Origin of the sequence: Sphingomonas sp. NIC1 (assembly GCF_001638925.1) — a bacterium.
Classification (GTDB): Bacteria; Pseudomonadota; Alphaproteobacteria; order Sphingomonadales; family Sphingomonadaceae; genus Sphingomonas; species Sphingomonas aquatilis.
This window is the reverse complement of the sequence record NZ_CP015521.1, coordinates 398538-425502: the sequence shown is the minus strand read 5'-3', so window position 1 is coordinate 425502 and position 26965 is coordinate 398538. Positions and strand designations below refer to the sequence as shown.

Below are 26965 nucleotides of genomic sequence, written 5' to 3'. Positions count from 1 at the left end.
ATACGAAAAGGGAGGCGCCGGCCGGCACCTCCCCGTTCGTCATACAAGGGACGCGATCAGCCGAGCTTGGCGGCCATCAGCGCCTTCATGTCGACGTTCGGACGCGCGCCGAAGTGGCTGATGATCTCGGCCGCGCAGATCGCTCCGAGCTTCAGCGATTCCTCCAGGCCCTTGCCCTGCGCCTGACCGTGCAGGAAGCCGGCGGCGAACAGATCGCCCGCGCCGGTCGTGTCGACGACACGCTCGATCGGCTCCGCCGCGACTTCGGCACGCGTGCCGTTCTGCAGCGCGCAGGCGCCGTGCGCACCGCGCGTCACGACCAGCGTCGGCACCTGCGCTGCGATCTTGGCGACCGCGGCCTCGAAATCCTCGGTTTCGGCGAGCGCGGCCAGTTCGCCTTCATTGGCGAACAGGATGTCGATCAGGCCATCCGCGATGAGCTGGCGGAAGTCGCCGCCGTGGCGACCGATGCAGAAGACGTCGGACAGCGTGAAGGCGACCTTGCGACCCGCCTTGCGCGCGGCCTCGATCGCGACGCGCATCGCGGCGCGCGGCTCTTCCGGGTCCCACAGATAGCCTTCGAGATACAGGATCGCGGCATCTTCGATCATGCCGAGATCGAGCGCGGCGGCGGGCAGGAACTGCGAGGCGCCGAGATAGGTGTTCATCGTGCGCTGGCCGTCCGGCGTCACGAAGATCAGGCAGCGCGCCGTGGTCGGCTGGCCGGGACGCACGTCGGTGGTAAAGGCGACGCCCGCCGCGCGGATGTCGTGCGCGAACACCTCGCCGAGCTGATCGTCGGCGACCTGGCCGATGAAACCGGTGCGCCCGCCGAGCGCCGCGATGCCGGCGACGGTGTTCGCCGCCGATCCGCCCGACACCTCACGCCCCGGACCCATGCGATCGTAGAGCGCGTCGGCATCCTCGGGCGAAAACATCAGCTGCATCGAGCCCTTGGCAACGCCGATCGACTCGATGAACGCATCGTCGGCCTGCGCGAGGATGTCGACGATCGCATTGCCGATCGCGACGACGTCATAGGTGGGGTGGGACAAGGGAAGCTCCGGTAAAGTCAGATGTCGCTCCCTAGGGGGCAGCGCGGTTTCGTGCAACGCGGGGCGGGGTGGGGTGGGGTGGGGTGGATGTGGGGGCGGGTGCCTGCCTGCCTAATGCCCTTCGTCACCCCGGACTTGTTCCGGGGTCCACTCTGCGGCGAGGGGGACGGTCAGAGCCTCCGGCCACTCCCCCGCTGCCCGGTGGACCCCGGAACAAGTCCGGGGTGACGGAGAGGGTTTGGCGAGGGGGACGCGCATTTGAATCGGCGCGCTGGTCTCCTATGTCTCTGCGGACCACGCTCGGGGTGACGGAGAGAAGGTGGCGGCCCGTGACGTGCCAGCCGTTGACGCCCCCGATCGCACACGTCACCCCACGTTCTATGCTCCGCGCCTTTACCCTCTCCCTCGGCCAACTCGGCGATGCCGCGATATTGCGGGTGCTGGCGAAGTCGCTGGCGCTGACGGTGGCGATCTTCGTCCTGCTCGGGCTGGCGTTGTTCGGTGGATTGCACGCGGCCTTTGCCGATCTGGGCGCAGCGCTGGGCGATGGGCTGGCGGGGGCGCTGACGGTGATCGTGTTCGTCGTTGCCGCCTGGCTGCTGTTCCGCGTGGTCGCGATCGCGGTGATCGGGCTGTTCGGCGACGCGATCGTCGCCGCGGTCGAGGTGCGTCACTATCCTGCCGCGCATGCGGTCGCCCGCGACGTCGGGTTCGTGCGGTCCGGGCGGATGGCGCTCGCGTCGGTGGTGCGGGCGCTGGGCATCAATCTGGTGATGACGCCCGTCTATCTCGCCTTGCTGTTCACCGCGATCGGGCCGGCGATCGCGTTTTTCCTGGTGAATGGCTGGCTGTTGGGGCGTGACCTGGGCGACATGGTGGCGAGTCGGCACGTCGACGATGCGACGATGCGGGGCTGGCGCAAGGCGACCCGCGGCCAGCGGTTCGTGCTGGGCCTTGCCGTCGCGGGACTGTTCGTGGTTCCGCTCGCCAATCTGTTCGCGCCGATCCTGGGCGCGGCAATGGCGACGCACCTGTTCCATGGGGGGCGAGGGGGACACGCATGACGACGCGCACGATCTTGAGCCTCGCGCTCGCGGCAGGGCTGGGCGCGTGCGCCGCACCGGGTGCGGTCGGTCCGACGGTCAGCCGGCCGGTCGTGCCCTATACCAGCGCCGGGTTGGAGCGGGTGATCGGCCAGGATGCGGCGGGCCTCGTCCGCCTGTTCGGCCAGCCCGACGCGGACATTCGCGAGGGCGCGGCGCGCAAGCTGCAGTTCGCCGGGCCGATCTGCGTGCTCGACGCCTATCTGTACCCGAAGGAGAATGAGGGGCCGCGCGTCACCTATCTCGACGCGCGCGAGCCCGATGGCAGCACGATCGACCGGGCGAGCTGCGTGGCGGCGCTGACCCGTCGCGAGGGGGGGAAGTAGGGTTTTCCTGCGTCACCCCGGCCGACGAGCGGGGGGCCCGCTTTTCCCGACCCACCGCAAGAAGAAGCGGGACCCCGGGTCAAGCCCGGGGTGACGGGGGAGGGGGGTGCGACGTGGCGGGAAACGCCTTAACATCGCCGGATCGCCCCGGCCTACGAACCGTTGCCGCTAGCCCCCCTTCCTCACAGCGGCTAGCCTTGCCACCATGACCCAGCGTTTCCATTCGATCCACGCCCACCAGATGGTCCGCGTCGCCGCGGCGACGCCGCGCGCAAGCGTCGGCGATATCGACGCGAACCTTGATGCGGCGGTCGCGATGGCGCGGGAGGCGGATGCGCGCGGCGTGGATTGCGTCGTCTTTCCGGAGCTCAACCTGACGTCCTACGCGCTCGACGACCTGCACCTGCAATCGGCGCAGCAGCGGGCCAGTGACGCGGCAGTGGTGGCGTTCGCCGAACGGACCGCGGGATGGGCGCCGCTGCTGCTGGTCGGTGCGGCGCTGGTCCGCAACGGGCGGCTCTACAATTGCGCGGTGGCGGTGCATCGCGGGCGCATCCTGGGCGTGGTGCCGAAGAGCTTCCTGCCCAATTACCGCGAATATTACGAGAAGCGCTGGTTCGCGACGGGGCTGGGCCTGACCGGCCTAACGATCCGGCTGGGCGAGGACGACGTGCCGTTCGGCACTGATCTGCTGTTCGCGGCGGAGGATCTGCCGGGCTTCGTCGTGCATGCCGAGATTTGCGAGGATTATTGGGCGCCGACGCCGCCGTCGACGCTGGGTGCGCTGGCGGGGGCGACGATCTGCTGCAACCTCAGCGCCTCCAACATCGTCATCGGCAAGGCGCGCGAACGCATGCTGCTGGCCGCCGCGCAATCCGCGCGCGCCGCCTGCGCCTATGTCTATTCCGCCGCGGGACCGGGGGAGAGCACGACCGATCTCGCCTGGGACGGACAGGGGCTGATCTACGAACTGGGCGAATTGCTGACCGAATCGAGCCGCTTCTCGAACGCGGCCGAGCTTGTCGTCGCCGACATCGATTGCGAGCGGCTGGTTCAGGAGCGGTTGCGCAACGGCACGTTCAACGACAGCGCGGTGGCGGCGGGGCACCCCGAGCGTGACGTCCGTCGAATCGGCTTCGCGCATGGCGTGCGCGACGGCGACACCGGCCTCGACCGCCGCATCCGCCGCTTCCCCTTCGTGCCCGACGATCCCGCGCGCCGCGACGAAGATTGCTACGAGGCCTTCAACATCCAGGTCGAGGCACTGGTAAAGCGGCTGTCGGCCACCGGTTCCAAGACGCTGGTCATCGGCGTGTCGGGCGGGCTCGATTCGACGCATGCGCTGATCGTCGCGGCGAAGGCGATGGACCGGATGGGGCGGCCGCGCAGCGACATCCTCGGCTTCACCATGCCGGGCTTCGCCACCGGAGAGGCGACGAAGGGCAATGCCTGGGCGCTGATGCGCGCGCTGGGCTGTACCGCCGACGAGATCGATATCCGCCCCGCCGCGCGCCAGATGCTCGCCGACATGGGCCACCCCTTCGCCAGCGGCGAGCCGGTTTATGACGTCACGTTCGAGAATGTGCAGGCAGGCCTCAGAACCGATTACCTTTTCCGCCTCGCCAATCAGCGCCGTGGCATCGTGCTGGGCACCGGGGACCTCAGCGAGCTCGCGCTCGGCTGGTGTACCTATGGCGTCGGCGACCAGATGAGCCATTATGCGATCAACGCCGGGGTGCCTAAGACGCTGATCCAGTTCCTGATCCGCTGGTGCATCCGGACGGACCAATATGACACGGCGACCAACGCCGTCCTCGCGACCATCCTGGCGCAGGAGATTTCGCCCGAGCTGGTGCCGGCCGATGCCGATACGGGCGCGATGCAATCGACCGAGTCGATGATCGGGCCCTATGCGCTCAACGACTTCTTCGCGCATTACGTGATCCGCCATGGGCTGGCGCCATCGAAGATCGCTTTCCTGGCCTGGCATGCGTGGCACGATGCGGCGCAGGGCGGGTGGCCTGAGGATGTTCCGGCCGATGCGCGCGTCGCCTACGACCTGCCGACGATCAAATATTGGCTCGAGCGATTTCTGGTTCGCTTCTTCCAGACCAGCCAGTTCAAACGGTCGGCAATCCCCAACGGACCGAAAGTGTCGGCGGGTGGGGCACTTAGCCCACGGGGCGATTGGCGGGCACCGTCGGATGGCACTGCGTCAGTATGGCTGAACGAACTGCGCCGAAACGTTCCGTAGAATATTGCCTTCGGTAGCATACGGGCGCAATATGAAGCCCTGATGACACCGCCTCCCCGGGATGGCTCACGCGATCGCCGGATCGAGGACCCATCCAACCTCTATCTGATCCACCCCGCGTCGCACGCCTTGCTCCCCCTTGCCTTGCGGCACGGCGTGTCGGCCAATGCGGTGTCGCTCGCGGGGCTCGCCTGCGGCACGGTGGCCGCCTTTGCCTATGCGCAATGGCATGATCCGCTGATGGCGCTGGTCGGCCTTGCCTTCTCGGTCGCCTGGCTGGTCGCCGACGGGCTCGACGGCATGATCGCCCGGGCGACGCGGACCGCGAGCGCGCTCGGGCGGACGCTGGACGGGCTGTGCGATCACGGCGTGTTCGCGCTGATCTATCTCTCGCTCGCCTATACCGTCGGCACCGCCGGGGGCTGGGCGCTGGCGATCGCCGCGGGCGCCTGCCATGCGGTGCAATCCAGCCTATACGAGGGCGAGCGCGCCCGCTTCCACCGCCGGGCACGCGGGGAGGCGCTGTCGAGCGTGCCGGTGCCGACCGGCCCGTGGCTGGTGCGCGTCTACGACAGCGTCGCGGGCAGCGTCGATCGCATCTCCATGCCGTTCGAACGCCGCTTCGGTGTAGCCGAGGACCGTGCCGCCTTCGGTGCGGCCTATGCCGCCGCCGCGGTGCCGGTGATGCGCCTCCAATCGCTGCTCACCGCGAACGTCCGCGTCTGGACGATCTGCCTCGCCTGCCTGATCGGCAATCCGCGTATTTTCTGGTTGGTCGAGATCGGCCCGCTGTCGGCCATCTGTCTGATCGGCCTCATCCGTCACCGGCGCGTCGAGCGCCGCTTCGTCCACGGCCAAGCGCCGCATTCCATCCTTTTATCCAGCGAACAGGGTCATTCATGAAGAGCATCAACATCGCCATCGTCGGCATCGGCAATTGCGCGAGCTCATTGGTCCAGGGACTCGAATATTATCGCGAAGGCACGAACGACACGGTCGGCCTGATGCACTGGGAAGTCGGCGGCTATAAGCCGTCCGACATCAAGGTCGTCGCCGCCTGGGACGTCGATGCGCGCAAGGTGGGCAAGGACGTCGCCGAGGCGATCTTCGCCAAGCCCAATTGCACCGCGGTCTTCGCCGCCAATATCCCGGCGACTGGCACCGTCGTGAAGATGGGCGCGGTGCTCGACGGCGTCGCCGACCATATGAGCGACTATAAGGACGATCGCACCTTCGTGGTCGCCAACGACACGCAGCCGACCAAGGAGCAGGTCGTCGCCGACCTGAAGGCGAGCGGCACCGACGTGCTGATGAACTATTTGCCGGTGGGTAGCCAGGAAGCGACCGAATTCTACGCCGAATGCGCGCTGGAAGCCGGCGTCGCCTTCGTCAACAACATCCCGGTCTTCATCGCGTCGAACCCCGAATGGGCGAAGAAGTTCGAAGATGCCGGCGTCGCGATCATCGGCGACGACATCAAGGCGCAGCTCGGCGCGACGATCGTCCACCGCGTGCTGACCGACCTGTTCGCGAAGCGCGGCGTGAAGCTCGATCGCACCTATCAGCTGAACACCGGCGGCAACACCGACTTCCTCAACATGTCGAACCACCGCCGCCTGGCGTCGAAGAAGGTGTCGAAGACCGAGGCGGTGCAGTCGGTCGCGGCCGAGCGGCTGGAGGACGAGAACGTCCACATCGGCCCGTCGGACTATGTGCCCTGGCAGAACGACAACAAGGTCTGCTTCCTGCGCATGGAAGGCCAGCTGTTCGGCGGCGTGCCGATGAACCTGGAACTGCGCCTGTCGGTCGAGGATTCGCCCAATTCGGCGGGCGTCGCGATCGACATGATCCGTTGCGCCGCGATCGCCAAGGATCGCGGCATCGCCGGCGTGATCGATCCCGCCTCGGCCTATTTCTGCAAGCATCCGCGCCACCAGATGACCGACGATCTCGCGCAGATCGCGGTCGAGGACTTCATCAAGGCCGCCTGATGATCACGACGGGCCTGCTGCTCGCCGCCGGTCAGGGCACCCGCCTGCGCTCGGTCACGCCATACAAGCCGCTGTGCCCGGTCGCGGGCCGGGCGCTGATTGACCATGCGCTGGACAGCATGGCGGCGGCGGGCCTCACCCGCGTGATCGTCACGCTGGGCTATGGCGCCGATGCGATCGCCGCCCATCTCGCCGGCCGCGACTGGCCGGTCGAGGTGCTGACGGTGATGACCGATTTCCACCAGCCCAACGGCGTCAGCGCGCTCGCCGCGCGGGCGCTGGTGGGGCCGGAGGGCGCGGTGATGGCGATGTGCGACCATCTGGTGCTGCCGCGCCACTACCGGCGTCTTGCCCGCGCGGGTGCGGGCGAGGGGCTGCGGCTCGGCATCGATCGGCGGCTGGGGCATCCCTGGGTCGATCCGCTCGACGTCACCTGCGTCGCGACGCGTGGCGACCGGATCGTCGCGATCGGCAAGGAGCTGGAACCGCACGACTGCTACGACACCGGCGTGTTCGCGGTGGGGCAGGCGTTCTTCGATGCGCTTGCCGGGCTCGACAGCCCGTCGCTGACCGAGGGCGTGCGCATCCTTGCCGCGCAGGACCGGGCGCACGTGGTCGATTGCAGCGACCTCGACTGGCTGGACGTCGATGACGCTCCGGCCTTCGCGCATGCCGAGGGCTGGATGACGCGGCTGGCCGCGTAAGCCGCGCCGGGCAAGGGCGTCCGCCGCAGGGCCGGTTTCCCTTATACCGACAAACAAAAAGGCCGGGGGATCGCTCCCCCGGCCTTTTTGCGTGACCGGCGAACCGATCAGTCGAGCTTGCGCGCCGTTTCGGGCTGCATCGACGCATCGTCGACGACGTCGATGATGCCGCGACCGACGTAGGAGCGGCTGCGGCTGTAGCCGAAGTAGATGACGAGGCCGATGAGGCCCCAGATCGGCAGCACCAGCTTTGCCGTCAGCGGCAGCGACAGGTACAGCACGACGCAGCCGATGATCGCGAGCGGCGCGACGACATAGACGGCCGGCGTACGGAACGGCCGATGACGGCTGGGGTCGGTGCGGCGCAGCACCATCACCGAGATCGCCACCATGAAGAAGGCGAACAGCGTGCCGGCGTTGGAGTAATCGGCGAGCTTGCCGACCGGCAGGATCGCCGCCGCCACCGCTGCCGCGACGCCGGTCATCAGCGTGACGACGTGCGGCGTGCGATAGCGCGGGTGGACCGAAGCGAGCTTGTTCGGCAGCAGGCCGTCGCGCGCCATGGTGAAGAAGATGCGCGTCTGGCCGAACATCATCATCAGCACGACCGACGGCAGCGCCAGCACCGCAGCGAGGCCGACGAGGCGGCCGATCATCGGCCAATTGATCACGTCGAGGACGTGGACCAGCGCTTCCTTCGAGCAGACGAGCGGTTCGAGCGCGCCGCTGGCGACGATCGCGGCGCAGCGGCCGGCGATTTCCGGCGTACCCGGCGAGAGCACCTTGCCGGCGAGCGAGGTGACCGGCTGCGCGCCGATCGCCCCGATCGCGCCAGAGGCAACGAGGATGTAGAAGATGGTGCAGATCGCGAGGCTGCCGATCAGGCCGATCGGCACGTTGCGCTGCGGGTTCTTCGTTTCTTCCGCGGCGGTCGAGACGGCGTCGAAGCCGACATAGGCGAAGAAGATCGAGGCGGCGGCACCCAGCACGCCGAGGCCCGACGAACTGAACGGATTGCCGATGCCGGTGGGCAGGAACGGGTTGAAATTGTCCGCCTTCATCACCGGGATCGTCAGGGCGACGAAGGCGGTGAGCGCGGTGATCTTGATCGCGACCAGCACGGCGTTGACGCGCGCACTTTCGGTGGTGCCGATGATGAGCAGCCAGGTGACGAACGACACGACGATGATCGCGGGCACGTTGACCCAGCCGCCCACCGCCATCGCCTGCGTCAGATCAGGGCTGGGGGCGGCGCCGAAGGCGAGATACATGTGCGCCATCAGCGCGTCGGCGTTGCTGATCGCGGCGGGCACGTGGAAGCCGATGCCGTTGAGCAGGCCGACCGCGTGGTTCGACCAGCCGACCGCGACGGCGCTGGCGCCGACCGCATATTCGAGGATCAGCGCCCAGCCGACCATCCAGGCGAGGATCTCACCCGTCACCGCATAGGTGTAGGTGTAGGCCGAGCCCGACACCGGCACCATCGAGGCGAGTTCGGAATAGCAGAGCGCGGCAACCGCGCAGATGAAGCCGGCGACGAGGAAGCTGAGCAGCATGCCCGGCCCCGCCTTTTGCGCTGCTTCGGACGTCAGCACGAAAATGCCGGTGCCGATGACGGCACCGATGCCGAGCATGGTGAGCTGAAAGGCCCCGAGCGAGCGATGCAGGCCCTTCTTTTCGGCCGTGGCGAGAATGGCGTCGAGTGGTTTGACGCGCCCGAATATCATGTAGCGTATCCCCCCAGGTGCGTAACGGTCATGAACGCGCCGCCGCATTGGTGAAGCGGGGGATGCTAGTCTCAAATGAAACGGAGGCAATCCCCTTAATGCAGGTGGATGGCGTTACCGCGCGAGCATGGGGCCCAGCGGTGCGCCGCCGAACAGGTGGACGTGGAGGTGCGGCACCTCCTGCCCGGCATGGCCGCCGATATTGGCGAGCAGGCGATAACCGGGGGCGACGAGGCCGTGGTTGCGCGCGACATGCCCCACCGCGCGGACGAAACCGGCGATCTCCGCATCGGAGGCGCGGGCGCTGAAATCGTCCCACGAGACGTAGGGGCCGCGCGGGATCACCAGGATATGGACCGGCGCGACGGGCGCGATGTCGTGGAAGGCGACGGCGTAATCGTCCTCGTACACGCGCTTCGACGGGATTTCGTCGCGCAGGATCTTCGCGAAGACGTTCTGGTCGTCATAGGGCAGGGTGGCGTCGATCGGCATGCGGGTCCTCCTGCGGGCCTGTGTAGCCGGGTTGTCGGGGGCGATCGAGCCTTGCGTTGGCGCTACCCCGTCACCCCGGACGTGATCCGGGGTTTCGCTACCGGCGACGGCAAGAAGAAGCGGGACCCCGGATCAAGTCCGGGGTGACGAGGGGGGGTATCCGCGTTTCGGCCGTATTACCGACTGGCCTTTTCGACATGGCCCGACACGCCTTCGCGGCGCGCCAGTTCGGCGCGGACGTCGTCCAGCGACAGGCCGGCGTCGGCGAGCAGGACGAGCAGGTGGAAGACGAGGTCCGCCGCCTCGGACGCCAATTTGTCCGGCTCCGCCAAGGCGGCGATGACGGTTTCGGTGGCCTCTTCGCCGACCTTTTGCGCGATCTTTGGCCGGCCCTTGGCGAACAGGCTGGCGACGTACGACGTGCCGGCATCGGCATCGCGGCGGCTGCGGATCGTGGCGTCCAGGCGGTCGAGCGGGTCCATGCCTCCCGCTTGGCGCGGAGGAGGGGGCGGGGTCAATCCTTGTCGGCGTTGCGGTGCGCAAAGCGACGGCGCAACGCGCGCCGGACGAGCCAGACGCCGAGCGCCGCGACGACGAACAGCGCGATATCGGACCATTCGGGGCCGGTGCGGCGGTGGACGGTGCCGGAATGGCCGCCGGCGACCGATAGCAGGGCGAGCGACGTCATGCCGTGGCGGCCGCGTCCGGCGCGGTCAGCCAGTCCCATGACGCCGCAGCGGTGTCGAAGATGCGTAGATAGGGTTGGGTCATCAGCCGCTGCACTTGCAGGCGGGTGATCGCGCTGGCGGTGACGATGGCGATGCGGCTGGCGCGCGGGAAGCCGGCCAGTCGCTCATGGATCGCCGCGGCGGCCTGCACCGGCTGGACGCTGCACGCGCCCATGTCGATCCGCAGGCGATAGCCGTTCGTGAAGCCTTCCTTGCGGAACCGGTCCACCAGTTCCGCGGCATAGCGTTCGACGCCCGCCAGATCGAACAGCCTCTGCCACTGGATATCCAGCAGGTTGTACTCATGCCGAAAGGAAATGGTGTACATGGCTGACCTGTATAGCGGTCAAGCCTTGCGGAAACGCTAAGCGAGGACTGGCCGGCGGACCGGAATTCCTGCCTGAGCCAGTGCGTTATGCGCATCGGCGATGCTTGCCTCGCCGAAATGGAAGATCGAGGCGGCAAGCACGGCGCTGGCGTGGCCGTCGCGGATACCGGCGACGAGGTCGTCGAGGCCGCCGACGCCGCCCGAGGCGACGACGGGCACGCTGACCCGATCGGCGATGGCGCGGACGAGATCGAGGTCGTAGCCCGAGCGGGTGCCGTCCTTGTCCATCGAGGTGACGAGCAACTCGCCCGCGCCCAGGTCCGCGAGGCGCAGCGCGTGCTCGATCGCGTCGATACCGGTCGGGCGGCGGCCGCCGTGGGTGAACACCTCCCAGCGGTCCCCGACGCGGCGCGCGTCGACCGAGGCGACGCAGCACTGGCTGCCGAAGCGCTCGGCGATGTCGGCGACGACTTCGGGACGCGCGACTGCGGCGGAATTGACCGCGACCTTGTCCGCGCCCGCCAGCAGCAGCGCGCGGGCGTCGTCGGCGGTGCGCACGCCGCCGCCGACGGTCAGCGGCATGAAGCACACCGCGGCGGTACGGCGCACGACATCGAGGATCGTGCCGCGGTTTTCGTGGGAGGCCGTGATGTCGAGGAAGCAGAGCTCGTCGGCACCGGCGGCGTCATAGGCGCGCGCCTGCTCGACCGGATCGCCGGCGTCGCGCAATTCGACGAAATTCACGCCCTTCACGACGCGGCCGTCGGCGACGTCGAGGCAGGGGATCACACGGGCGCGGACGGTCATGGATGTGTCCAGAGAGAAAAGGATTGCTCACGCGAAGACGCGAAGACGCGAAGAGGTCCGTTCGCTTGACCACGATTCGCTCTGCAATCGCGATCGGGAGACGGCTGGCCGCCTGCGGCGGTGGAAAGACGCGGCCACGCGCGCGGCCTCTTAGCGTCTTCGCGTCTTCGCGTGAACATCATCACGCCGCCTGTGCGACCGCCAGCGCCGCGGAAAGGTCCAGCCGTCCGTCGTACAGCGCGCGGCCGGTGATGACGCCTTCGATGCCGTCCTTGGCATGGATGGAGAGCAGATGGATGTCGTCGATGCCCTTCACGCCGCCGCTGGCGATGACGGGGATCGAGACGGCGCGGGCGAGATCGACCGTCGCGTCGACGTTGCAGCCCTTGAGCAGCCCGTCGCGGCCGACGTCGGTGAACAGAAGCGACGCCACGCCGGCATCCTCGAAACGGCGGGCGAGGTCGACAACGCTCGTCGTCGAGACGTCCGCCCAGCCCTTGGTCGCGACCATGCCGTCCTTGGCGTCGACCGCGACGACGATGCCGCCGGGGAAATCGCGCGCGGCTTCGCGGACGAAATCGGGGTCCTCCAGCGCGGCGGTGCCGATGACGACGCGGGAGACGCCGAGGTCGAACCAGCGTTCGACGCTGGCCCGGTTGCGGATGCCGCCGCCCAGCTGGACGTGGCCTGGGAAGGCGGAGACGATGCCGCGCACCGCCTCGCCATTCACCGATTCGCCGGCGAAGGCGCCGTCTAGGTCGACGACGTGGAGGTGCTGCGCGCCCGCATCGGCGAACAGCATCGCCTGCGCGGCGGGATCGTCGCCATAGACGGTGGCGCGGTCCATATCGCCCTCGGCGAGGCGGACGACCTGGCCGCCCTTGAGGTCGATGGCGGGGAAGACGATGAGGGTCATCAGATCCTCCCCGGAACGGGGAGGGGGACCATGCGCAGCATGGTGGAGGGGGAGTGCGGCATAGGATGTCCCATGTAGGAAAAGCGGTCGTGCGCGGCGGCCCCCCTCCACCACTCGGCTGACGCCGAGCGGTCCCCCTCCCCGTGCCGGGGAGGAGTGGATGGCATCACGGTCGCCATGCGAGAAACCTCTCCAGCATCGCCAAGCCATAGCGCTGGCTCTTTTCGGGGTGGAATTGCAGCCCCAGCATCGTGTCGCGGGCGATGGCGGCGGTGATCGGGCCGGCGTGGTCGCTGGTGGCGATCACGTCCTCGCCCTCATAGGCGTAGCTGTGCAGGAAATAGGCCTCGCCGGCGGGGACGAGCGGGTGGTCCCCGGTCGGAACCACGTCGTTCCAGCCCATGTGCGGGACTTTGGCGTCCATCGTACCCGGCTCGAGTCGCCGCACGCGGCCGCGCATCCAGCCGAGGCCGCGATGCTCGCCCATTTCCTCGCCGACGTCGGCCATCAGCTGCATGCCGACGCAAACACCCAGGAAGGGCGCGCCCTCTGCCCGCACGCGGCGGTCGAGCGCCTCGACCATGCCGGGCACGGCGCGCAACGCGCTGGCACAGGCGCCGAACGCACCGACGCCGGGCAGGACGATGCGGTCGGCCTTCGCCACAACATCGGCGTCGGCGGTGACGGCGAGGTCGGTCGCGCCGGCCGCGCGCAGGGCATTCTCGACCGAATGGAGGTTGCCCGCGCCGTAATCGATCAGCGCGATGCTCATGACGCCAGCATATCCTCGAGCGGCAGGGCGGCCATGCTGGCGGTGAAGGGCGTGATCTCGGCGGTGGCGAGGCCGCGTGCGACGAACGGGTCGAGCGATACCATCGCCTCCACCTCCGCGCGCGTGCCGATCGCGATGATGATGCCGCCGGTGCGCGGCTGCTTGCGGCCCGAGGCGATCAGCCGCCCTTCGACATAGCAAGCGCGCAGCCAGTCGACATGGTCGCTCATCGCGGCGTCGATCGCGTCGATGTCGACGCCATAGGTCAGCGACACGATGCAGAGCGTCGTGCCGGGGCGGGCGAAGGGTTCGCTCACAGCACGCCCTTGGTGGACGGGATCGCGTCGCTCTTGCGCGGATCGATCTCGACCGCGGTGCGCAGCGCGCGCGCCAGGCCCTTGAACGCGCTCTCGACGATATGGTGGTTGTTGCTGCCGTATAGAGTTTCGACGTGGAGCGTCAGCCCGGCGGTCTGCGCGAAGCTGTGGAACCAGTGTTCGATCAGCTCGGTGTCGAGCTCGCCCAGCCGCTGCATCGTGAAACCCGACTTCCACACCAGCCATGGCCGCCCCGAAATGTCGAGCGCGACGCGGGTCAGCGTCTCGTCCATCGGGCTCAAGGCGTCGCCGTAGCGGCGGATGCCGCGCTTGTCGCCCAGCGCCTTGGCGATCGCCTGGCCCAGCGCCAGCGCCGAATCCTCGACGGTGTGATGGCCGTCGATATGCAGGTCGCCTTCCACCTTGAGGTCGATGTCGATCAGGCCGTGGCGGCTGAGCTGTTCGACCATGTGATCGAGGAAGCCGATGCCGGTCTTGATGCTGTAGACGCCGGTGCCGTCGAGGTTGACGGTGACGTCGATCCGCGTCTCGGCGGTGGAGCGGTTGATCGTGGCGGTGCGCATGGCCGTGCCCCATAGGACGGTTGAGTACACGTCGTCACACACAAATTTCATGGGCCATCGTGGCGGCTTGACCCCGCCGCCGATCGCGCTACCCAAGGGGCCATGACCGACGGCCTGCCCGATAGCCTGATCCCCTATGACGAAATCGTTCAGGAGGCGCTGCGTGCCGTCGTCGGACGCGTGCTCGGCTCCGTCGCCGATTCGGGCGGACTGCCGGGCGAGCATCATTTCTACATCACGTTCAAGACGCAGGCGCCGGGCGTCGACATCCCGCAGCGGCTGATCGAACGCTTTCCGGACGAGATGACGATCGTCCTGCAGAACCGCTATTGGGATCTGCTGGTCGACGAACGAAAGTTCTCGGTCGGCCTGTCGTTCAATCAGGTGCCGTCGAAGCTGGTCATCCCGTATTCGGCGATCACCGGTTTCCACGATCCGGCGGTGAATTTCGAGCTGCGCTTCCAGGCGACCGAGGGCCCGGACGATGGCCCCGAACCGCATGACGAGGCGGAAAACGACGGCCCCACCGTCACGCCGGCCGAAGACGGGTCGAACGTCGTCAGCGTGGATTTCAAGCGCAAGAAGTGAGGCGCTTCGCGCGCTAGTCGGGTGCGAATGCGGGCGGGGCGGGCAGGGTTGTGCGCGTCGCCGGCCGTCCCCATGTGCTGGTCTGCAAAATTATGGCCACATTTGATGGCTAATGGGCGGTATTCCGGGGGCGGGAGATCGACATGACGTGTGCAGTTTCGGCAATCCTGACGACGACGCGCGCCATCGGCGCAGCGGAGCAGTAAGCCATGCGTCCGTTGAGCTTCTATCTGTACGTGCTGGCCGGTGCGTTGATGATCATCGCATCGGTGATCGCCCTGCCGTTCGTTCCGGCGCGATCGCGCTGAGGGCTGACCGGGCGGTTCTCGGTCCGCGTGGTCGCGGGTGTCGGCGGTGATGTCGGCCGGCGGCTGGTGTCTCTTTTGCTGCGATAGACCTCGGGTAGACGCGTCACCTCAGCGGAGGCTGGGTCTCACGCGGCAATCGACGCGCGCTTCTATCGGGAGATCCCAGTCTGTCCTGGGATGACGGTTTGCCGACGTGGATGAGGCAGACCTTTTCTAGCCCGCCTTTTCGATTTGTTCGGAGGCTTTCCTTCCCATCTCGTCACCCCCGGACCTGTTCCGGATTCACGTCTCCGTGCGCGGGGGGTTTAGGCGGGTGTGGCGAACTGGCCGAGCGGGCGTACCTCTCGCAGGCACCGTATCTGCGGCCCGGTGGACCCGGGATCAGTCCGGGGTGACGGGGCGATTTGGGCCAGGTTGTGATCGTGCCCGATGTCGGGATTGCCTGGTCGATTGTCGGCAACCTTATGCAATGCCGGGCACGACATCCAAAACGATCGGGAACATCGCCGGCCGCATGAGGGCGCGATGTTCCCGATTCGGGGAAGGCGGGGTTACGCCTTGACGTGCTGCGAGATGTACTTGTTCATCTCGAACATCGTCACCTTGTCCTTGCCGAAGACCTTCTTCAGCTTCTCGTCGGCGACGATCTCGCGCTTGTTCTCGGGGTTCTGCAGGTTGTTGGACTTGATATATTCCCACACCTTGCTGATCACCTGGCTGCGCGGCAGCTTCTCGTTGCCGACGACCGCTCCCAGCTCGGGAGACGGCTGCACGGGGGCGTGGATGCCGCCGGTCTTGGGTGCAGTAGCCATCGCATTCCTTCCTGTTTGCGCCCGGTCCAGCCCGGGGCGTTGAAACGTTACGCCTTTTTGAGCGCGTCCGCCTTGTGCGCTGCCTTTCCGCCGTTGTCACTCTTTACAATGAACTGCGGGTCGTCCTTCGACGCGCGGACGGTGTGCCCCTTGATCGTCGTGTCGCTCGTCTGCTTCTTCTCGACCGTGCCATGGGCGGTGCCGCCGTGGCTCTTCCAGGTCACTTCGTCGCCCTTCTTCAGGTCTGCCATGATCGCCTCCATTGCGTGGTGCGCGATCAAGCGCTCGGCGGGGCGAAGGGTTGCGCCTTCGCCCCGCCGCGCGATCAGAACTTGAAGCCGACCGCCGCGCCGTAGCGGCGCGGTTCGATGGTGAAGATGTTGGTGTACAGGCCCGACGACTGGTCCGCGACCGCCTGGCCGGTGATCGCATTGTTGTTGGTCAGGTTCTGGACGAAGGCGCGCAGGTAGAAGCGGTCGTCGGGCGCGTTGAGCTGCACCTGCGCGTTGACGACTTCATAGCCCGGCACACGATCGACGTTCATGTTGAACACGCTGGCCGAAAAATTGCCGGTGTAGTTGAGGTCGGCACGCGGCACGAGGCTCCAGCCGCTGCCGAAGTCCATCGTATATTGCGCGCCCACCGACCATTTGTACATCGGCGCCTGCGGCAACTTGTTGCCGTTCAGCCCGACGGGCACGCCATCGGTAACCGTCACCGGCGTCTGCGTCGCGGCGGCCTGCGCCTGTAGCACCGAGCAGATGCCGAAGGCGCCGGTCGTGCCGGTGCCGGAGATCGCCGTCGGTCCCTGCAGGCCCACCGCGCGGTTCACCGCGGTGACGAAGCCGTTAGACACCGCCGCGCCGCCCGCATTGGGGATGACGACGCAATTGGACGCGTTGGTGATATCCTTGATGATGACGGTGTCGGTGCGGCCGCCGGAGGGCAGGCGCGGGTTGATCAGCGCCTTGTTGCCGGTGATTTCGGTGTGCAGGTAGCTGGCGTTCATGTTGACGACGAAGCGCGGGATCGGCGCGACGATGGCTTCGGCCTCCAGGCCGTAGATATTGGCGTCGACATTGTCGTTCACCGCGGTGCGCGCGACGATGCGGCTGAGCTGCAGCCCCTTGTACTTGTAATAGAAGCCGGTGACGTTGAGGCGCAGCGCGCCGTTGAGGAAGGTGTTCTTCGACCCGATTTCGAACGCATCGACCTGTTCGGGCGTGAAGGTAGTGGGCACCGAGAAGGTGGCGGCGACCGGCGGGTTGATGCCGCCCGACTTATAGCCGCGCGAATAGGAGGCGTAGAGCAGCTTGTTGTCGTCGATCTTGTAATCGAACACGGCGCGGCCGGTCAGGCGGCCGAACGACACGTTGCGGCGCGCATAATCCTGGATGCCGGGCGTCGTCGGGTCGAAATCGACCTGCGCATAGTTGAAGCCGTTCTGAATGCCTTGCGCGCCGTACGGCGTCAGGACGTTCAGCGTGAGGTTGCGCGCCTGCACGAACTTGTCGTCATGGTTGTAGCGCAGGCCCAGCGTCAGCTTGGCGCGCTTGCTGAATTCGAAATAGGTCTCGCCGAAGATGCCGTAGGATTTCAGGCGGAAGCGCGGCGAATCGTTGCGGTAGAAGGGCGTCGACAGGAAGGCGTTGCCGCCGACGCCCGGGATCGCCGCCGACGAGGCTGCACCGAGGATGCCCGACGCGTAATCCAGGCCGAAGGCATTGACGAAATAGTCGTTATTCTTGCTGAGGCTGTCGAGATAAATGCCGCCCAGCAGGAAGTTGAACATGCCGTCGAACTTGCTGTCGATGTGCGCTTCGGCGGAGAACTGGCGGTTCTGGATGCGCGAGCGGTCGAAATCGAGGCTCTGCGGGAAGCAGCCGATCGCATTGCCGCCGTACACGCCGACATTGTTCGGATCCGCCGCCGACTGGCAGACGCCGCCGGCCGGCCCGTTGGGGATCAGCGTCTGGCGGACGCCGTTCAGGAAAGCGAAGGGCGATCCGGCGCGGCCCAGCGCGTTGAGGTTGGCGAGGCCGGCGTTGTTCGCCAGCGGCGCCTCGACCGCGAGGTTATAGTCGACCGTGCTGTCGACCGAGTTGCGGGTATAGCCGCCGGTGATGTTGAGGTTCACCGGGCCAAAATCGTGGAAGATCTTGACCATATACTGCTCTTCGTCCGCGAAATAGGTCGGACGATAATCGAGCCGCACGGTGCGCACGTCGGCGGGGTTGACGACACCGGCATAGGGGTCGGCGCCGTACAGGCTTTGCAGCGCGAAGCGGCCGAGCGCGGGGTTGTTGACGTTGAAGAATTCGGTCGAGGTCAGCACCGCGGCGAGCGTCGAGAGGCCGTTGGTCGTCTCATAGCTCTTGGTATCGGGCAGACAGCCCAGCACGCCGGTCGGATCGCGATGGCACAGCTGCTTCTGGATGCGGCTGCGATTGTCCTTTTCGCGGAAATAATAGCCCATCAGGTCGATGCGCGTGTCGGACGAGGGCTCCCACGACAGCGTGCCGCGGATCGCATACAGGTCGCGATCATCGATGCGGCTGTTGTCGTAGGTGTTGAAGGTATAGCCGTCGCGCTTCAGATACGTGCCGGCGACGCGGATGCCGAGCGTGTCGGTGATCGGCAGGTTGAACATCGCCTTCGCGCGCTTCGAATCGTAATTGCCATATTCGAATTCGCCCGCGGCATGGACGCCGCTGAGATCGGGCTTGGCGGTGATGAAGTTGACGACGCCCGACGTCGCGTTGCGGCCGAACAGCGTGCCCTGCGGCCCGCGCAGCACTTCGACGCGTTCGAGGTCGAAGAATTCGCTTTCGAACAGGCGGGTGGTGGCGAGCGGCATGTCGTTGACGTGGATCGCCGTCGCCTGATCGCACGTTACGCCGACGCACAGGTCGCCGATGCCGCGGATCGTGAAGCTGGAGGTCGTATAGCCCGTTTTCGTGAAGGTGATGCTGGGCAGCGACTGTTGCAGCGCGATCGGGTTGACGATCTGCTGCTTTTCGATGTTGTCGGCGGAGAAGGCGCTGACCGCGATCGGCACGTCCTGCAACCGCTGCGACTGACGCTGCGCGGTGACGACGATGTCTTGGATGCCCGTATCGGCGGAGGCGGCATTGGGATCGATGCTCTGCGCCGAGGTCGCTTCCTGTCCGGGTCCGTTGGTGGGTGCCGTATTCTGCGCGGACGTGGTAGCGCCCGTCTGTGCGGCGGCGGGCATGGCGGCCGTCATGGCGAGGGCGGATGCGGCAAGCAGTTCGAATTTCTTCATGATGGCCTCGTCTCCCTGTCGCCATCCGGTCTTGCGCCGGTAGAGCGGTTTCCAGTCTTCGGTATGGTGGAGTTAGCGTCGGAATTTCGTCGTCGTCAAACGTTTTGTACAGCGGGAAACTGCCGTATGCGGGGCCGCGGCGATCACCACGATAAGTTGCTAAATTGAACGTAAGGTTTGCTGCACCGCAGCGATGAGCCTGTTGGCTGAAAGGGTATGGAATGTCACACGATCACGCGGCACCGGACGACGGGGATCTGGTCGGCTCCGCGGCCGAGGCTGCGATCCCCCAGGATGTGGCGGAGGCGATCCGCACGCTGATCCGCTGGGCAGGCGACGATCCCACGCGCGAAGGGCTGGTCGACACGCCGCGCCGCGTCGCCAAGGCATGGCGCGAATATTGCGCCGGCTATGGTGACGATCCCGCGCATCACCTGTCGCGCGTGTTCGAAGAGGTCGGCGGCTATGACGAGATCGTGCTGCTGAAGGACATTCCCTTCCAGTCGCATTGCGAGCATCACATGGCGCCGATCATCGGCAAGGCGCATATCGCCTATCTGCCCAAGGATCATGTCGTCGGAATCAGCAAGCTCGCGCGCGTGCTGCACGGCTTTGCCCGGCGGTTGCAGGTGCAGGAGCGGCTGACCGCGGAAGTCGCCGATTGCATCTGGCAGAATTTGCGCCCGCAGGGTGTCGCGGTGGTGATCGAGGCGAGCCACGCCTGCATGACCGCGCGCGGCGTGCGCACGCCCGGCGTGTCGATGGTGACGAGCCGGATGATGGGCGTGTTCCGCGACGACGAGCGCAGCCGCAAGGAGGTGCTGTCGCTGATGGGCCTGCGCAGCTGATGGCCGGCCCGGCGCTGGGGCAGGTGCTGGTCACGGGCGGCGGCAAGCGGCTGGGCGCGTGTATCGCCCGCGCCTGCGCCGCCGCCGGATGGCGCGTGGTGATCCATTACGGCCGGTCCGCTGATGACGCGCGTGCGCTGGCGGGGGAACTGGGCGGTGCGGTGGTGCAGGGCGACCTGTCCGATCCGTCGCAGGCGGCGGCGCTGTTCGCACGCGCCCGTGCGGCGGCGGGCGGGCCGATCGCGGCGCTGGTGAACAGTGCGTCGGCGTTTGAGTTCGACCGGCCCGAGGCGATCGATGCAGACCTCGCGGCCCGACTGCATGCGATCAATGCGGTGACGCCGGCGATTTTGGCGAGCGCGCTCGCGGCGCAGGATGATGTTGCGGAGGGGGCGGTGGTCAATCTGCTCGACCAGAAGCTCGCCAATCCGAACCCCGATTTCTTCAGCTATAGCCTGAGCAAATATGCGCTCGCCGGGGCGACGACGATGCTGGCGCAGGCGCTGAGCCCGCGCGTGCGGGTGAATGCGGTGGCACCGGGGATCACGCTGCCGAGCGGTGGGCAGAGCGAGGCGGACTTCGCCGCGGTCGCATCCGACAATCTGCTGCGCCATCCGGTGGGGGCGGACAATGTCGCGGCGGCGGTCGTGTATCTGCTCGGCGCGCGTAGCGTCACCGGCCAGACGCTGTACGTCGACGCCGGCCAGCGGTTCGTGCCCAGCGCGCGCGACGTGATGTTCGGGGATGAGGCATGAGCGTCTACACCACGATCCTCGACGGGCTGGAGGTGGCGATGCGCCTCGGCATCCACCCGCACGAGGCCGAGCCGCAGCGCGTGCGCCTGTCGGTGTGGATGACGGTGGATTATGCCGCGCCGCCCAGCGCCGACCGGATCGAGGAAGTGCTCGATTACGATTTCGTGCGCGATGGAATCCGGCGGCTGGCCGATGGGCCGGGCTTTGCGTTGCAGGAGACGCTGGTCGATGCGGTGGCGGCACTGTGCCTTGCCGATCCGCGCGTGCGGCAGGTGCGCGTGCGCTCGATGAAGCTGGATGTGTACCCCGACGCTGCGGTGGGCTGCGAGATCGAACGGGGGCGGTAGGGGCGGCCTACCCCCGTCACCCCGGATCAAGTCCGGGGTGACGGAGCATAAGAGGATCAGGGCGTCTTCAAGGCTGCCGCGAGGCTGGCGGTGGCGCTGCCCCGGCGGGCGGGTTGGGGCTGCGAGGCGTCGGGGGCCCAGCCGGTGAGGAAGACGATCGAGAAGCGCTCCGTCGTGCGGCCGTCTGGCCCCGCCGCCTCGGCGAAGGCGGCGGCGGCGCGGGCGAGCGTGCCGCGGGTCATGCCGGTGCGCGCGGTCAGGATATTGCCCAGCGCACTGCCGCGCAGATCGTCGAGCAGCCGGCCGAAGCTCGCATAGCGCACGTCGAGCGTCTCGACGTCGGCGACCGGCAGGGTCAGGCCGGCGCGGACGAGCAGGTCGCCCGCCGAACGGACGTCGATCTGCGGGTGCAGGCGGGGAGCGGGCCGATCGCCCTCCGCCGCGCGGAACGCGGCGCGGAGCGCGGGCAGGCTGCCGGCGCCGAGGAAAGCGCCGAGGAACACGCCATCGGGCCGCAACGTGCGGCGGATCAGCGACAAAGCGCCGGGCAGGTCGTTGACTTGGTCGAGCACGCCGGCGCTGAGCACCGCATCGAAACTGGCGTCGGCGAAGGGCAGGCGGTCTTCGTCCGCCTGCACGCCGCCGCTGGCGCGCGCGAAGGCGAAGCCGGGGTCCATCCGCGCCACCCGTGCGCCGGGCACCATGAGCGCGGTGTCGCTGGCGCCGACATCGAGCACGTCGGCGAAATCGCGCTTCACCGCGGCGAGGCGTTCGAGCAGCCCGTCGACCATCGTCTCGCGCAGGAAGGCGTGGGCGGCATAGTCGCCCGCAGCGGCGCGGTCGCGGCGGCGGCGGCGGGCCGCGGCGTCGAAAATGGCATTGGGGGCGGGACTGGTCACGCGCCGGCTTGTGCCTTTCGGACGGCCGGGCGACAAGCGGGCATGAGCCGATTTGCGCCACGCATCGCCGCGTCCGCCTGGAAGGGGCTGGCGGGCGTCGTCGGGGCGCTGGTCGCGCAGGCGCTGCCGCCGCGCTGTCCGGGATGCGGCGAGCCGGTGGCGGCGGACCACCGCTTCTGTGCCGCCTGCTGGAGCAGCCTGCACCTGATCGGGCCGCCGTGGTGCGCGACCTGCAACCTGCCCTTCACGCATGCGATGGGGGAGGGCGTGCAATGCGCGGCCTGCCTTGCCGATCCGCCGCGCCACCGCGGGGTGCGGGCGGCGGTCGCTTATGGCCCGATCGCGCGGCAGTTGGCCCTGCGGTTGAAATATGGCGGGCGGATGGGGATCGCGACGACGATGGCGCAGCGGATCGCGCCGCTGGTGCCCGCCGACGTCGATCTGCTGGTGCCGGTGCCGCTGCATCGCTGGCGGCTGTGGTCGCGCGGCTACAACCAGGCCGGGCTGATCGCGGCGGCGCTGGCGCGCGAGACGGGGCTGCGGCACGATCCCTTCGCGCTGACCCGGCGGCGGCGGACCGCGGCGCTGCGCGGCATGGGACGCAAGGCGCGGGCGCGGGCGGTGAAGGGGGCCTTTGCGGTGCCCGACCCGGCGCGGGTGCGCGGGCTGCATATCGGGCTGGTCGACGACGTCTACACCAGCGGCGCGACGACGGACGCCTGCACGGAAGTGCTGCTGCGCGCGGGGGCGGCATCGGTGACGATCCTGTGCTGGGCGCGGGTGATCGCGGAGAGCGACGATTGACAAGACCGCCGTCGCATCACACCTCCACAGGCATGGCAAAGGTCGAAATCTACACCAAGGCATTCTGCCCCTATTGCTCGCGCGCGATGCGGCTGCTGGCCGACAAGGGCGTCGAGCCGGTGGAATATGACATCACGATGGGCGGCCCGCAGCGGCAAGAGATGATCCAGCGCGCCAACGGGCGCACCACCGTGCCGCAGGTGTTCATCGACGGCGCGCATATCGGCGGGTCGGACGATCTGGCGGCGCTCGACGCGCGCGGCGGGCTCGATCCGCTGCTCGCCGGCTGACGTCACCCCCGTGCTGATCGCGCTGTTGCAGATGACGAGCGGGATCGACCCCGCCGTCAACGCCGCGGACCTGCGCCACGGCATCGCCGCGGCCAAGGCGAACGGCGCGGGCATGGTCTTCGCGCCCGAGATGGCGGGGCTGCTGGATCGCGATCGCGCGCGGGCGGCCGCGTCGATCCATGCCGAGGGCGACGACCCCGTGCTGGCGACGGTGCGCGAGGCGGCGGCGAAGGCGGGGATCTGGGTGCAGCTGGGGTCGCTGGCGATCCTGCGTGACGACGGACGGCTCGCCAATCGCAGCTTCGTGATCGACGATACGGGCGCGATCCGCGCGCGCTATGACAAGCTCCACCTGTTCGACGCGGATCTGCCGACGGGCGAGAGCTGGCGCGAATCGGCGAGCTATGCGCCGGGCGACACCGCGATGGTGGTGGATACGCCGCTGGGCGGCATGGGGCTGTCGATCTGTTACGATCTGCGGTTTGCCGGTCTGTATGCCACGCTGGCGCAGGCGGGCGCGACAATGCTGTCGATCCCGGCGGCGTTCACGCGTCCGACCGGCGCGGCGCACTGGCATGCGCTGCTCCGCGCCCGCGCGATCGAGACGGGGTGTTTCGTCGTCGCTGCGGCGCAGGCGGGGGCGCATGCGGACGGCCGCGCGACCTATGGCCATTCGCTGGTCGTCGATCCCTGGGGTGACGTGTTGCTCGACATGGGCGAGGCGCGCGGGCTGGGCTTTGCCGAGGTCGATCCAGCGCGCGTCGCCGATGTGCGGGGGCGCATGCCGGTGTTGCAGCATCATCGGCCCATTCCGCCGGTGGTCCGGGCGTGATCGTCTTCGACTTGCGCTGCGATGGCGGCCATGTATTCGAGGCGTGGTTCCAATCGAGCGTGGCCTATGAAACGCAGCGATCCGCGGGCCATGTCGTCTGCCCGATGTGCGGCACGACCGGGGTGGGCAAGGCGGTGATGGCGCCGGGCATCCCGGCCAAGGGCAACACGCGCGAAGCGGCGCCGTCGCCCGATGTCGTGAAGGCGGCGCTGCGCGAACTGGCGGGATTGCAGGCCAAGGCGCTGGAGGGGTCGCAATGGGTCGGGCGCGACTTTGCGACGCGCGCGCGGGCGATGCACGACGGCGAAGAGACGGTGAGCGCCATCCATGGCCAGGCGAGCCTCGCCGAGGCGAAGGCACTGGTGGAGGAGGGCGTGCCGATCGCGCCGCTGCCGCTACCCGTGCGGCCGCCCGAAGAGGCGAACTGACGGGCTGGACCCTGCGCCCGCGCACCGGTATCAGGCGAGGCAGTGGCCCCGTAGCTCAGCAGGATAGAGCGCCAGATTCCTAATCTGTAGGTCGCGCGTTCGAATCGCGCCGGGGTCACCATCGCTGCCGGTCGCGGACGGCCCGTGTTGCGAATAGCCGCTTTCCATCCGGAACGGACGCTTTTATGCCTGCCTGCGGTTCGACGGCAGGAGCAGGCGCAATGTACACCGAGATCGTCAGGCTGCTGAGCGCCGGGGCGCTCGACGACGATGCCGTGCGCGAGAAAGCGGCGGAAGTGGACGCGGCGGTGACCGACCCCGAAGACTGGCTGCGCGATTACGATCCCGAGGAGATCCGGCAGCTGGTGGTCGAGATGACGCTGGGCGAGTTCTTCCTGATCGGCGACAAGATCGATGAGCTGCACGAGCTGATCAGCGACGAATTCGCCGAGCCGCTGCCGCCGTTTCCCTATCGCGAGGATCAAGAAAAGGTGCTCTCGAAGGACTATTTCGCGTGGCTCGACGCGCAATTGCTCGCGCGGCCGACTGCATGGGAAGTGGTGTCGTGGCACAACGGTCTCGACGACAATCTGCACGTCGTCATCGTCCGCCGATCGGATACGGACCGGCTGCTGGCGCTGGCCGGCACGATGGGGCTGCGCGTAGAGCGGGCGACCGCCATCTGAGCGGCAAAAGGTCTACGTCCGGGGTCGGATGAACAGATCGCGGGTCGTGCGCCCCTCCGCACGGGCGCGGCGGATCGACCGGACGATGGCATAAGCGAAGGCGGCGAGGCCGGCGATCCACAGCAGCGGCGTCAGAAGAAACCCACCAATCAGCGCGAACAGGATCGCGCCGAGCAACAGCCGGCTGAGCGGCCCTGCGCGGCCCAGCCCGATCCACAGGACCGGCGCGAGGAGCAGCGTGCCGAGCAGCGCGACGAGCATCGCCGCATAGCCGCACGCCCCTTCGAAACAGGAGCCGAAGACGCCGGGGTCGATCGCCCTCGCGATACCGGTCCCCGCCAGGGCGAGGACGAAGGCGAGCGTCAGGGACAGGATCACTCTCATGCCCCCGACAGGTGACGGCGCGCGCGATGCGGGTCAAGCCTGTCCGATTCTGACCATTGATCCCGTTGGCCTCCGCTGGCAGACACGCGTCATGATCCGCCGCATGTCCTTCGTCCTGCCGCTCGTGCTGACGCTGTCCCTGCCGCCTAATGCCGAAGCGCAGGCCGAGCCCGTGCCGGCCGACGCACCGGCCGCGCTGACGCCGGAGCTGCTGAGCGATGCGCTGTCCTGCCGGTCGCGCGACGCGCTGGAGGCCTTTGCCAACGGGCTGTTCCTCGACCCGAAAATCCCCGCCTGGATGAAGGAGGGCGCCCCCGACACGGCGACCGAAGGCATGCTGGGCATCGAAGGCTATACGCTGACGACGCCAGCATCGCTGATGGGGCAGCGCGTCGATCGCGTCTACTTCCTCGACAACTGGATCGTGACGCTGTGGCCGCGCAAGGTCGCCGAGGCGTTTATCGCGGCGCACGGGCTAAAGCGCGCGCCGATCGCGATCACCGAGCAATATTATCGCTTCGTCGATCCCAAGAGCGGCCCGATGCTGGGGGCGTTCGCGCCGACGGGCAATGCCACCGCTGCGTTGCTGGCCAAGGCGTTCGGGGCGAAGGCACCGCCGCCGCCGCCGCCGCCGGCCGACAGCCTGTTCGTCGGCTGCAACTATGCCCCGGTGTCGGAAGCGGAATTCCTGGCGGTCGCGCGTCGGGCGTCGGGTATGGCGGCGGATGCGAGCCGTGCCGTCGCCGACGATGTCGGCGCGGTCGTCCCGCCGCAATGACCGACGCTCCGTCCGACCTCGCCGATCGCTACGCGCGTCGGGTGCTCGACCTGATCGGCTATTGTCCGGTTGGGAAGTCGTTGAAGGCGCAGGACACGGGGCGTTTCGCCGACTGTTCGCGCAAGCGGGGCAAAGCAGAGCTGCGCCTGAAGGTGGGGCTGCGATCCGACGTGACGGGTCGGGCGTTGCTGCATGCCCGGTTCCGGATCGGCTTCCCGTTCGGCCGCGAGCCCGTCGTCGTGCTGCACCATCTCGAAGGGCGACGCGAGACCGACGAGCTGACCGTCCGGCAGGAAAAATTCCTGTCCGCGCTGATGACGTGGGCCGAGCAGGTCCTGCCCGATGTCACCCCGACGGAGCCGGGTCCACGGACCCCGCTGTGGCAACGGCAGTTCGCCGAGCTGTACCATCGACTGTCCGGCCGGTCGCTCGCCAGCGCGCGGCGGCGGCTGCGCGAGGGCTTCTTCGTCGATCAGGAGGATACGTCGGAGTCGATGCGGATCGACTCCTTCCTCGAACTGCTCAGCGAAGAGGGGTGGGTCGCGCTGGTCGACTGGAAGGAAGAGACGGTCGACGAACTCGTGCAGGAGATCGCCCGGCAGCGGCTCGCGGCGGCACGGGTGCGATCGGTGGACACGATCGATCCTGCCAGCCTTGCCGAAGCCGGCTATGCCATCGTCTCGCTGGAAGACGGCAGCGACGGATCGACGATCGCTATCGCGGCGCGCGACGACATTGAAACGGTCGCGCAGCTGCTGGCGGAGGTCGCCCCGCACATGACGCTGCGGGCCTGACGCTTCGGGCCTGATTTATCGC

Annotated in this window: 33 protein-coding genes and 1 tRNA gene; 18 read left to right on the top strand and 16 right to left on the bottom strand. The window is 67.8% G+C overall.

Annotation, left to right across the window (positions count from 1 at the left end; all coding sequences use genetic code 11):
- Positions 1-56: 56 nt before the first annotated feature.
- Positions 57-1055 (bottom strand): adenosine kinase, encoded by a 999-nt coding sequence (locus A7E77_RS02185; protein ID WP_017979381.1) that lies wholly within the window; start codon positions 1053-1055, stop codon positions 57-59.
- A gap of 380 nt (positions 1056-1435) precedes the next feature.
- On the opposite strand from A7E77_RS02185, the gene A7E77_RS02180 reads away from it, so the two are divergent.
- The 6 genes from A7E77_RS02180 to A7E77_RS02155 all read left to right on the top strand — a co-directional run bounded on the left by A7E77_RS02180 (position 1436) and on the right by A7E77_RS02155 (position 7433).
- A complete protein-coding gene (locus A7E77_RS02180) occupies positions 1436-2119 on the top strand; it encodes an EI24 domain-containing protein (protein ID WP_063685598.1) in 684 nt (227 codons plus the stop codon).
- Entirely contained in the window at positions 2116-2484 is a 369-nt protein-coding gene (locus A7E77_RS02175; RefSeq protein WP_017979379.1) for a hypothetical protein, read from the top strand. Before A7E77_RS02180 ends, A7E77_RS02175 begins: the two co-directional genes overlap by 4 nt.
- 205 nt (positions 2485-2689) lie before the next feature.
- The gene (locus tag A7E77_RS02170) at positions 2690-4738 is read left to right on the top strand and encodes an NAD(+) synthase (protein ID WP_063685596.1); all 2049 of its coding nucleotides are present in this window, start codon (positions 2690-2692) and stop codon (positions 4736-4738) included.
- A gap of 42 nt (positions 4739-4780) precedes the next feature.
- On the top strand, positions 4781-5641 hold the full coding sequence (locus A7E77_RS02165; RefSeq protein WP_063685594.1) for a CDP-alcohol phosphatidyltransferase family protein: 861 nt from the start codon (positions 4781-4783) through the stop codon (positions 5639-5641).
- Positions 5638-6729, top strand: a complete 1092-nt coding sequence (locus A7E77_RS02160) for an inositol-3-phosphate synthase (RefSeq protein ID WP_017979376.1) — start codon at positions 5638-5640, stop codon at positions 6727-6729. The genes A7E77_RS02165 and A7E77_RS02160 overlap by 4 nt, the downstream gene beginning before the upstream one ends.
- Positions 6729-7433, top strand: a complete 705-nt coding sequence (locus tag A7E77_RS02155) for an NTP transferase domain-containing protein (RefSeq protein ID WP_063685592.1) — start codon at positions 6729-6731, stop codon at positions 7431-7433. Before A7E77_RS02160 ends, A7E77_RS02155 begins: the two co-directional genes overlap by 1 nt.
- 107 nt (positions 7434-7540) lie before the next feature.
- Here the strand turns inward: A7E77_RS02155 and A7E77_RS02150 are convergent, their stop codons facing one another.
- From A7E77_RS02150 to hisB, 10 genes are all read right to left on the bottom strand, one after another.
- Positions 7541-9160 carry an amino acid permease gene (locus A7E77_RS02150; RefSeq protein ID WP_017979374.1) on the bottom strand — a complete coding sequence of 540 codons (1620 nt, stop codon included), beginning with the start codon at positions 9158-9160 and terminating at the stop codon, positions 7541-7543.
- A gap of 114 nt (positions 9161-9274) precedes the next feature.
- On the bottom strand, positions 9275-9652 hold the full coding sequence (locus A7E77_RS02145; RefSeq protein ID WP_063685590.1) for a histidine triad nucleotide-binding protein: 378 nt from the start codon (positions 9650-9652) through the stop codon (positions 9275-9277).
- A 176-nt stretch (positions 9653-9828) separates the two neighbouring features.
- On the bottom strand, positions 9829-10134 hold the full coding sequence (locus A7E77_RS02140) for a phosphoribosyl-ATP diphosphatase (protein WP_017979372.1): 306 nt from the start codon (positions 10132-10134) through the stop codon (positions 9829-9831).
- Between the two features lie 32 nt (positions 10135-10166).
- Positions 10167-10340 carry a hypothetical protein gene (locus A7E77_RS02135; RefSeq protein ID WP_226341810.1) on the bottom strand — a complete coding sequence of 58 codons (174 nt, stop codon included), beginning with the start codon at positions 10338-10340 and terminating at the stop codon, positions 10167-10169.
- Entirely contained in the window at positions 10337-10708 is a 372-nt protein-coding gene (locus tag A7E77_RS02130; RefSeq protein WP_063685586.1) for a hypothetical protein, read from the bottom strand. The genes A7E77_RS02135 and A7E77_RS02130 overlap by 4 nt, the downstream gene beginning before the upstream one ends.
- A gap of 36 nt (positions 10709-10744) precedes the next feature.
- Positions 10745-11515, bottom strand: coding sequence for an imidazole glycerol phosphate synthase subunit HisF (gene hisF, locus A7E77_RS02125; protein WP_043060088.1), 771 nt, complete (start codon positions 11513-11515; stop codon positions 10745-10747).
- 181 nt (positions 11516-11696) lie between these two features.
- Entirely contained in the window at positions 11697-12431 is a 735-nt protein-coding gene (gene hisA, locus A7E77_RS02120) for a 1-(5-phosphoribosyl)-5-[(5-phosphoribosylamino)methylideneamino]imidazole-4-carboxamide isomerase (RefSeq protein ID WP_063685584.1), read from the bottom strand.
- Between the two features lie 166 nt (positions 12432-12597).
- A complete protein-coding gene (hisH, locus tag A7E77_RS02110; RefSeq protein WP_063685580.1) occupies positions 12598-13203 on the bottom strand; it encodes an imidazole glycerol phosphate synthase subunit HisH in 606 nt (201 codons plus the stop codon).
- Positions 13200-13520 (bottom strand): YciI family protein, encoded by a 321-nt coding sequence (locus A7E77_RS02105; protein WP_063685578.1) that lies wholly within the window; start codon positions 13518-13520, stop codon positions 13200-13202. Before A7E77_RS02105 ends, hisH begins: the two co-directional genes overlap by 4 nt.
- Entirely contained in the window at positions 13517-14104 is a 588-nt protein-coding gene (gene hisB, locus A7E77_RS02100) for an imidazoleglycerol-phosphate dehydratase HisB (RefSeq protein WP_043060085.1), read from the bottom strand. The genes A7E77_RS02105 and hisB overlap by 4 nt, the downstream gene beginning before the upstream one ends.
- A 102-nt stretch (positions 14105-14206) precedes the next feature.
- On the opposite strand from hisB, the gene A7E77_RS02095 reads away from it, so the two are divergent.
- Positions 14207-14692 carry an SspB family protein gene (locus A7E77_RS02095; protein ID WP_063685576.1) on the top strand — a complete coding sequence of 162 codons (486 nt, stop codon included), beginning with the start codon at positions 14207-14209 and terminating at the stop codon, positions 14690-14692.
- 859 nt (positions 14693-15551) lie between these two features.
- Here the strand turns inward: A7E77_RS02095 and A7E77_RS02090 are convergent.
- The 3 genes from A7E77_RS02090 to A7E77_RS02080 form a co-directional block, all read right to left on the bottom strand.
- Entirely contained in the window at positions 15552-15812 is a 261-nt protein-coding gene (locus A7E77_RS02090; protein ID WP_043060084.1) for an SWIB/MDM2 domain-containing protein, read from the bottom strand.
- Between the two features lie 47 nt (positions 15813-15859).
- The gene (locus tag A7E77_RS02085) at positions 15860-16063 is read right to left on the bottom strand and encodes a DUF2945 domain-containing protein (protein WP_024310300.1); all 204 of its coding nucleotides are present in this window, start codon (positions 16061-16063) and stop codon (positions 15860-15862) included.
- Positions 16064-16137: 74 nt separating this feature from the next.
- Complete coding sequence (locus A7E77_RS02080; RefSeq protein ID WP_017979358.1) at positions 16138-19098, bottom strand: TonB-dependent receptor; 2961 nt, start codon at positions 19096-19098, stop codon at positions 16138-16140.
- Between the two features lie 221 nt (positions 19099-19319).
- Here A7E77_RS02080 and folE point away from each other — a divergent pair, with 221 nt between their 5' ends.
- The 3 genes from folE to A7E77_RS02065 are packed head-to-tail and all read left to right on the top strand — an operon-like array spanning position 19320 to position 21048.
- Positions 19320-19946, top strand: coding sequence for a GTP cyclohydrolase I FolE (gene folE, locus A7E77_RS02075; RefSeq protein WP_043060083.1), 627 nt, complete (start codon positions 19320-19322; stop codon positions 19944-19946).
- On the top strand, positions 19946-20701 hold the full coding sequence (locus A7E77_RS02070; RefSeq protein WP_063685574.1) for an SDR family oxidoreductase: 756 nt from the start codon (positions 19946-19948) through the stop codon (positions 20699-20701). The genes folE and A7E77_RS02070 overlap by 1 nt, the downstream gene beginning before the upstream one ends.
- Entirely contained in the window at positions 20698-21048 is a 351-nt protein-coding gene (locus A7E77_RS02065; protein WP_063685572.1) for a dihydroneopterin aldolase, read from the top strand. The genes A7E77_RS02070 and A7E77_RS02065 overlap by 4 nt, the downstream gene beginning before the upstream one ends.
- Positions 21049-21104: 56 nt before the next feature.
- On the opposite strand, the gene A7E77_RS02060 is transcribed toward A7E77_RS02065, so the two are convergent.
- Positions 21105-21947 (bottom strand): methyltransferase domain-containing protein, encoded by an 843-nt coding sequence (locus tag A7E77_RS02060; protein ID WP_063685570.1) that lies wholly within the window; start codon positions 21945-21947, stop codon positions 21105-21107.
- 42 nt (positions 21948-21989) lie between these two features.
- Between A7E77_RS02060 and A7E77_RS02055 the strand changes: the two genes are divergently transcribed.
- The 6 genes from A7E77_RS02055 (at position 21990) to A7E77_RS02030 (ending at position 24987) form a co-directional block, all read left to right on the top strand.
- Positions 21990-22751, top strand: a complete 762-nt coding sequence (locus A7E77_RS02055) for a ComF family protein (protein ID WP_063685568.1) — start codon at positions 21990-21992, stop codon at positions 22749-22751.
- Positions 22752-22783: 32 nt separating this feature from the next.
- A complete protein-coding gene (gene grxC / locus A7E77_RS02050) occupies positions 22784-23041 on the top strand; it encodes a glutaredoxin 3 (RefSeq protein WP_017979352.1) in 258 nt (85 codons plus the stop codon).
- A gap of 10 nt (positions 23042-23051) precedes the next feature.
- Positions 23052-23873: a carbon-nitrogen hydrolase family protein gene (locus A7E77_RS02045; protein WP_063685566.1), complete on the top strand. Its 822-nt coding sequence runs from the start codon at positions 23052-23054 to the stop codon at positions 23871-23873.
- Positions 23870-24301 (top strand): DUF1178 family protein, encoded by a 432-nt coding sequence (locus A7E77_RS02040; RefSeq protein ID WP_063685564.1) that lies wholly within the window; start codon positions 23870-23872, stop codon positions 24299-24301. Before A7E77_RS02045 ends, A7E77_RS02040 begins: the two co-directional genes overlap by 4 nt.
- 44 nt (positions 24302-24345) lie before the next feature.
- Positions 24346-24422: transfer RNA gene (locus A7E77_RS02035), tRNA-Arg, on the top strand.
- A gap of 100 nt (positions 24423-24522) precedes the next feature.
- Entirely contained in the window at positions 24523-24987 is a 465-nt protein-coding gene (locus A7E77_RS02030; protein ID WP_063685562.1) for a hypothetical protein, read from the top strand.
- A 12-nt stretch (positions 24988-24999) separates the two neighbouring features.
- On the opposite strand, the gene A7E77_RS02025 is transcribed toward A7E77_RS02030, so the two are convergent.
- Positions 25000-25371 (bottom strand): hypothetical protein, encoded by a 372-nt coding sequence (locus tag A7E77_RS02025; protein ID WP_226341809.1) that lies wholly within the window; start codon positions 25369-25371, stop codon positions 25000-25002.
- Positions 25372-25462: 91 nt separating this feature from the next.
- On the opposite strand from A7E77_RS02025, the gene A7E77_RS02020 reads away from it, so the two are divergent.
- Both A7E77_RS02020 and A7E77_RS02015 read left to right on the top strand, forming a co-directional pair.
- A complete protein-coding gene (locus A7E77_RS02020) occupies positions 25463-26149 on the top strand; it encodes a hypothetical protein (protein ID WP_063685558.1) in 687 nt (228 codons plus the stop codon).
- Positions 26146-26943, top strand: coding sequence for a hypothetical protein (locus tag A7E77_RS02015; RefSeq protein ID WP_063685556.1), 798 nt, complete (start codon positions 26146-26148; stop codon positions 26941-26943). The genes A7E77_RS02020 and A7E77_RS02015 overlap by 4 nt, the downstream gene beginning before the upstream one ends.
- Positions 26944-26965 lie beyond the last annotated feature (22 nt).